The 6,549-nt window shown below is 66.8% G+C and carries 5 protein-coding genes; 3 read left to right on the forward strand and 2 right to left on the reverse strand.

The window, feature by feature from the left end; translation table 11 throughout:
* Window positions 1-23 precede the first annotated feature (23 nt).
* Together ACFYW5_RS35865 and ACFYW5_RS35870 are read right to left on the reverse strand one after the other, a co-directional pair.
* Window positions 24-707, reverse strand: coding sequence for a Crp/Fnr family transcriptional regulator (locus ACFYW5_RS35865; protein ID WP_389421335.1), 684 nt, complete (start codon window positions 705-707; stop codon window positions 24-26).
* Window positions 707-1,240 (reverse strand): Pycsar system effector family protein, encoded by a 534-nt coding sequence (locus tag ACFYW5_RS35870; protein WP_389421336.1) that lies wholly within the window; start codon window positions 1,238-1,240, stop codon window positions 707-709. Before ACFYW5_RS35870 ends, ACFYW5_RS35865 begins: the two co-directional genes overlap by 1 nt.
* Window positions 1,241-1,680: 440 nt before the next feature.
* Here ACFYW5_RS35870 and ACFYW5_RS35875 point away from each other — a divergent pair, with 440 nt between their 5' ends.
* From ACFYW5_RS35875 to ACFYW5_RS35885, 3 genes are all read left to right on the forward strand, one after another.
* Entirely contained in the window at window positions 1,681-3,723 is a 2,043-nt protein-coding gene (locus ACFYW5_RS35875) for an ATP-dependent endonuclease (protein WP_389421337.1), read from the forward strand.
* Window positions 3,720-5,534, forward strand: coding sequence for a UvrD-helicase domain-containing protein (locus tag ACFYW5_RS35880; protein ID WP_389421338.1), 1,815 nt, complete (start codon window positions 3,720-3,722; stop codon window positions 5,532-5,534). The genes ACFYW5_RS35875 and ACFYW5_RS35880 overlap by 4 nt, the downstream gene beginning before the upstream one ends.
* A gap of 416 nt (window positions 5,535-5,950) precedes the next feature.
* The coding region (locus tag ACFYW5_RS35885) for a transposase (RefSeq protein WP_389421339.1) at window positions 5,951-6,549 on the forward strand (599 nt) is incomplete at its 3' end.

A 6,549-nucleotide genomic window follows, 5' to 3' on the forward strand; every position in this document is an offset into this window, starting at 1 on the left:
GGGCACCGCGCCGGTGCGGTCGGTCACGTCTGCGCGTGAGCGTGTGACTGGATCGATGAGATGTCACGGATGATGAGTCCGCCAGTGGCCTCCGTGGCGAGCCATCCCTGCTCGCGCCACGGTTTCAGGGCCGTTCCCACGGCGTTGCGGGACGCGCCGATCAGCTGTGACAGCTCCAGCTGTGTCAGTCGCACGAGGTATTCGGCGCCGCCCGCCGACGCCGCGTGGAGCAGCCGTCCCAGTGCCGAGGCCAGGCGCACGGGCACGGCCGAAGTGGCCATCTCCAGGCGTACGGTCTCCGCTTCGCGAACCCGCGCGATGGCATGACGCAGCAGCGCGGCCTGCAGATCGTGGCGGTCCACGAAGGCCAGGAAGTCAGGGGCAGGGATGATGTGCACTCGGCAGTCCTCTGCGGCGATGACCGACGCAGTGCGAGGCTCGTTGTCCAGCACCGCCAGCTCACCCAGCAGTTCACCTGCGCCGCGTACCGCCAGCAGCGTCCGTTCGCCACGCGATCCGGTGAGCATGATCAAGGTTGATCCGGAGACCAGCAGGATGACGTGGGTGCCCGGATCCCCCTGCCGTAACAGCACACTCCTGGCCGGGCGCATACGGACCGGAGCCAGCTGACACAAATGCGACCAAAGATCATCACCGATGACCGAGACATGCGGCTGATACATGCACCCCCCGAACGTTGTGCCCATCACGCCACGATGTTCTCAAGCAGGATGTATACGCTCAATAAGCCAATTCCGGCCATGCCTACGGCAGTTGCCGTGAGATCGACCGCCCACTTCACCGCACGGAACTTCCGCTGCGCCAGGCTGGAGTACAACGCCAGCCGCTCCGCCTCCGCCCGCCCGCGCTCATCGGAATGCATCACTGCGAACGATGCCAAAGCATTCCCAGGCCCAGCCTCTCCTCGAACAGCACTTGCGAAAATCCGGAGCTCACCGCCGCGGGGCACGACTGGGCGGATCGCAGACAAGGCCGTGACGAGCGCCGCCCCCAGGAGGACCGCGGCACACGCCAGAACACTCACCGCCAGCCAACCAGACCTCGACACACTCGACAGCGCCGCGGCATCCACCGCCAACAGGCCGCCGGCCACGCCACACAGCGTCGTTGCCTTCGTATCTGCCCGCTGCACTTCCACGAACATCCCCGCCGCTGCATCCTTGAGCTGCCCACAACCCGGGCAGTCGGCCGGAGCAGGGTCCTCACCGGTGTCAGGCACGTCATCCTCCAACGGATCTTCGGCTCTGCGCCGCCGTATTTGTGCTCCTCACCGTGCAGTAACCGCATCCATTCCAGGGCCCACCACGGGGCATCACGCATGCCGAACCCGTCACAGCCGACGTCTGCGGGGCACTTGGCCGGATCCCGGCGACGCGTGCGGGCCCGCACAAGGGCGCCAAGTCAGGCAATACCTGCCAAAAGCGACCATTTGGGCTTCCTTGTCGGCCTGCCGGGAGGTCAGTGGCTGACCCGCCACTTCCCGCCCGTCCGCAGTGGCGTCGACTCCGCCGCCAGCGTCATCGATCACTCCGCTTACGTCTGACGGTCAAGGAGGAGCCCTCCCACTCGTTGTACATCGCCGGGGGAACCTGTCGGATGCCGCCCCGGCCTGGTGGGCCGCCCGGTACGCTCCCTTTCCCGGGAGATAGGGGGCAGAAGTTGTATCTGGGGCGGGTTAGGGCCAAGGGTTTCAAGTCGCTGCTGGACATGGATGTTCCGTTGCGGCGTGGTGTGACCGTAGTGGTGGGCGAGAACAATGCGGGAAAGTCGAACTTCATCGACGCTCTGCGCCTGCTGACGGATCCGTTGGACGGACGGCGCAACCGCTGGTGGGAAGCCGACGACGTCCATCCCTGGGCCGACAGTGTTGCCGAACTGACCGCTGTATACGCAGGGCTTGAGCCTGCAGAGGGCGGCACACACCTGCATGCCCTGGTCTCTGATGCGGAGGAGGCGGGCCTGCCGGACGGGCATCGTGCCCGTTACACCGTGCAGTTCGCCCGGCCGGACGCCGATGCGCGGGCGCAGCGTCCGGTGTGGTCGGCGGGCCGGCTGCTGGACGACCCGGAGCCGGAGGCCCGCCGCATGATCCGGCATGTCTACCTGCCGCCGATGCGCAACGCCCAGCAGGAACTGGCCTCCAGCTCAGGCAACCGGCTGCGGCTGATCCTCGCTGCCGAACTCGGCGGTGAGGAAGCGATCAAGGCCTTCGAGGAGGAGCAGGCCGAGCACTTCCGCTCCCTGGAGGGGCACGACAAGGTCGAAGCGGCCCGCAAGCGCATCAACGACCCGCTGGTAATGCTCACCGCTGGCGCGCACCCCCAGCACATGCAGTTGTCGTTCGCCGATCCCACGCTGGTGTCAATCGCCCGGGCGCTGCGCACACGGATGAGCGATGAAGGCCTGGACGTCGAAGACATCGCCCGCTCCGGACTCGGCTACGCCAACCTGCTGTACATCGCCACCGTCCTGGCCGAGCTGGAGGCCGCCCGCGGCGCGGATCTGACGCTGTTTCTGGTGGAGGAGCCCGAAGCCCACCTCCACCCGCAGTTGCAGAACCTGCTGCTGGACCATCTCAAGGCCCAGGCGCAGCAGTCCCAGCTATTCCAGCCGGACACCGAGGGAACGCCGCTCGGGCGCATCCAGGTGGTGATCACCACCCACTCACCGGTACTGGCCGCAGCCACGACCGTCCAGGACCTGGTCGTGCTCAAGCGGCGCCGCACCCAAGAGCCCGTCTCCAGCGCCTCCGCCCCCGAGACGGCAGAAGTGAGCCCGGCCCCGCCCGCCGCGGAGGAGCAGGAAGGAGAACAGCCGCCCCCACAAGGCTTCGCCTTCACAACGGCTGCCGTACCAGTCGCAGCGCTTCCCTTCGCCAAGCACGAACCGGCCAAGCTGGACCGCTATCTCGACATCACCAAGAGCGCCATGCTCTTCGGCACCCGGGTGATCCTTGTCGAGGGCCTCGCCGAGGCCCTGCTGGTACCAGCCTTCGCCGACCTTGTGCTGGAAACGATCGAGGACGAGGCTGTGCGCAGACGGGCAAAGGCGGTCTTCCGCGGCAGCTGCATCGTGGCGGTCGATGGAGTGGACTTCAAGCCTTACATACGGGCTTTGCTGGCAGATGTCGGCGGCGTACGTATCGCCGACCAGGTCGTGCTGATCACCGACCAAGACCCTCGCAAGGCCAAGGCCGAACAGGACACCGACGGGCAACCCGAAGACGCGGACAACAACCCGGTCGACAGCACGGGCGATGCCCCCCAGACACCCGGCGACGGCGATCCCGAGAGCAAGGACGACCCGCAGGCAGAGGTCGGGTTCAACCGCGCTTCCTACCTGCGCCGCCACTTGGTGCAGTGGAAGGTGCCCGAGAGCGCCTTCCACATCGCCGAGAGCAAGCCGACGCTGGAACCCGAACTCATGCGCGCCGAAAACCGCGCCCTGCTCGCAGAGGTCTTCTTCGACCTGCGCCCACGCTCCCCCCACCACTGGCAGGCAGTGGATAAGGCGACCACCGACAAGGCGCGCGCAGCCGCGTTCGGAGACCTCTTCACCTCCCAGATTGTCAGGCTGCCCAAAGGTGACTACGCCTACCGCCTGGCCGAACGCCTCAGCGAAAAACCCGACGGCTTCGTGGTGCCCGAGCACCTCGCCACCGCCATTCGCTGGATCGCAGGAGTGGACGACCGCAACGCATGAGCAACATCGAAACGCGACAGGACCAGGCCCGGTCCCAGCAACAGCAGGCCGTGCAGGCCACCGCCCCCGTCTTCGTGCGAGCCTGCCCCGGCGCTGGCAAGACCCGCGTTCTGGTCGAACGCCACTGCCTGACCCCGCCCGGCCCCCGGCGCAGCGGGCGAGTCCTGCTCTCCTTCACCAACGTGGCGGCCGACGAACTACGCCAACGATGCTCCGGTAACCGCCCGGACCTGACCGCCTATCCCCACTACATCGGCACCTTCGACAGCTTCCTGTGGCGCTACCTGGTGCGGCCCTTCCTGCCGGCCGCGCCCACCTGGCAGCACGTCCTGTCCTGGGACCAGGTCCCCGCCGCTGTCGTCGGCTGGCGCAAAGTACCCCTGTCCGTCTTCAACTTCAGCTACGACCTCACCACTCGGCGCACCCGGGTCACCTGGGAAAAGCCTGGCATGCACCTCATGAACTCCAGGGACACCAAAGAGGATTACATCGCCTGGGCCGAGCGAAAACGCGACCAGCTGTGGCAGACCCGCGGCTACATGACCGGCCACGAGGTCCGCATCGCCGCCCTCGACCACGTCAGAGATGCCGCTGTCACCGACCTGCTGCGCCACCGCTTCTTCGAGATCGTCGTCGACGAGGCACAGGACTGCTCGGAACTCGACCTTGCCATCCTCGAGCACCTGCACCGGGCAGGTCTGCCCCTGGTCATCGTCGCCGACACCGACCAAGGCATCTACGAATGGAACGATGCCCGCCCGCAGGACCTGCGCACCTTCACCGAGCAGCTGCCCACTCATCTGGAACTGAACGGCAACTGGCGCAGCAGCCCACCCGTCTGCCAGCTGGCAGCAACCCTGCGCCCCGCCCTGCGCAGCACCCCGGATCTGTCCGTGGGCGAGCACCACGCCCTCGACACCCCGGTCCTTCTCCTGCCCTACGGCCGCCACGGCAAAAAGATCTCCGGCCACCTCGATGTCACCGACGCGAGCGAGGCCTTCACCGCACTTACCGCACACGACGGCATCGGGCCCGCCGACTGCCTGGCTCTGGCCCACCGCAACAACGCAATCCCCAAGGCCCGCTCAAGCCCGGCACCCCGCCCGCCCAAAGAACGGGACGCCAAAGCGCTGGCCTGGGCCGCAGCGGCTTTCACCGCCGATGAGGCCCCGTCGGCCGCCCGCAGCCACGCCCTGCAGCTCGCCACCGCCTTCCTCAGCGAGTACTGGCACCCGCAGAGCACCGGCCCTCTCGCCGAGACCCTCGCCGCGCACGACATCACACCATCCGTCATGCGCCGCCGCGCCGCCGCCTTCCTCGCTCAACTGCCCCCCGTGGATGCGACACCCGCCCGCACCTGGCGAAGCAAGGCGCGCGCCGTGCTAAAAAACCAGCTGCCTCACCCGGACGCACAGCCGGGCTCTCCCAAAATGCTCTCCCTGGCCAACGCCGACCTCGAAAGAGCCATCCGCTCGCTGATCGGGCTGCCCCAGGCGGCCGATGATGAAGAACGGCCCGCCTCGATGCGCAGTTCCAGCATCCATCAGGCCAAGGGCAGCGAGGCGGACGCGGTCCTCATCCATCTGCCGAAGCCGCAGGACATCAAGGAACTCCTCGCCGCCTGGGCGGACCCATCCACCCACACGGAATCCAGCGAGCTGCTGCGGGTGTACTACGTAGCCATCACCCGAGCCCGCCGACTCGTGACCCTCACGTACCCCTACTCCCAGCACGCGGATGTCGTCGCCCACCTCGACACCTTGAAAGTCGACTACCGCGTGGAGATCACCGCACAGCCCTCGGTGGGCTGAAGACCAGGCACTCCGGAGAGTCCTGAAAAGTGCGCGAGCAGGGCCTGCCTGGCGTGCGCCGCATCCACCCTGCACGAGAATAGAATGTTCGCAAAACATCCTATTGCTGGCATTCTTGCGCAAGCGGCGCCAGCCTTGCCGCTGCCTCGGCCGGATCGTTAACCAATGTGGTCATCTCGCCTTTGCGACGCCCCCGCGGCCTAACCTGCACGAGGTGCAAAGCGCTTCAGGAGATTTCATCCCCGTCGGGTGGATGGGGATGGTGTCCCACCAACTGGTGTAGCCGGGCCGCGTCCCGGAACGCGCGAGTGTCTGCCCGGGGCGTGCATCCGCTGGCGGTGCATGCTCCCTGAACAAGGGCAGGCCATCGCGCAAGTCTCCCTCGTGAACGGGCAGTTCAACCGAAGGAGCACGCGATGGCCCTGTCCCAGTCTGAGCTGATGCGGCTGCTTGAGTCACTACGTCGGGCCGAAGGAGTTGAAGCAATCAGGGTCGTGTGCGAGCGCATCCTGCAGGAGCTCATTGAGGCCGAGGTCATCGGGGCGGCCCCGCGCGAGCACTCCGAGACACGCACGACTTGGCGCAACGGACACCGCGAACGCCTGTTGACCACGCAGGCCGGCGACCTGGACCTGAAGATCCCGAAGGTGCGGAGCGGGTCGTTCTTTCCGTCGCTGCTGGAACGCTGGCGGCGCATCGACCGGGCGCTGTTCGCCGTGGTGATGGAGGCATGCGTGCACGGCGTCTCCACCCGCAGCGTGGATGACCTGGTCAAAGCACTCGGCGCGGACTCCGGGATCTCCAAGTCCGAGGTCTCCCGCATCTGCGGCGAACTGGACGAGGGGCTGACCGCGTTCAAGGAACGGCCGCTGGATCACACTGTCTTCCCCTACGTGTTCCTGGACGCCACCTACTGCAAGTGTCGGCGTACGGACTTTTCTCCCCAGTTGCGTACGGATGAACGTCCCCAGCTGTCAGGCCACTTCGTTCTCCCGCTCGATGGCCTTGAGGCGGT

Origin of the sequence: Streptomyces sp. NPDC002779, from assembly GCF_042888685.1 — a bacterium.
Taxonomy (GTDB): Bacteria; Actinomycetota; Actinomycetes; order Streptomycetales; family Streptomycetaceae; genus Streptomyces.

Bases quoted from the DNA above. Each gene is read 5' to 3' on its own strand.
- ACFYW5_RS35865 (WP_389421335.1), bottom strand. From the start codon at position 707: ATGGGCACAACGTTCGGGGGGTGCATGTATCAGCCGCATGTCTCGGTC.
- ACFYW5_RS35880 (WP_389421338.1), top strand. From the start codon at position 3,720: ATGAGCAACATCGAAACGCGACAGGACCAGGCCCGGTCCCAGCAACAG.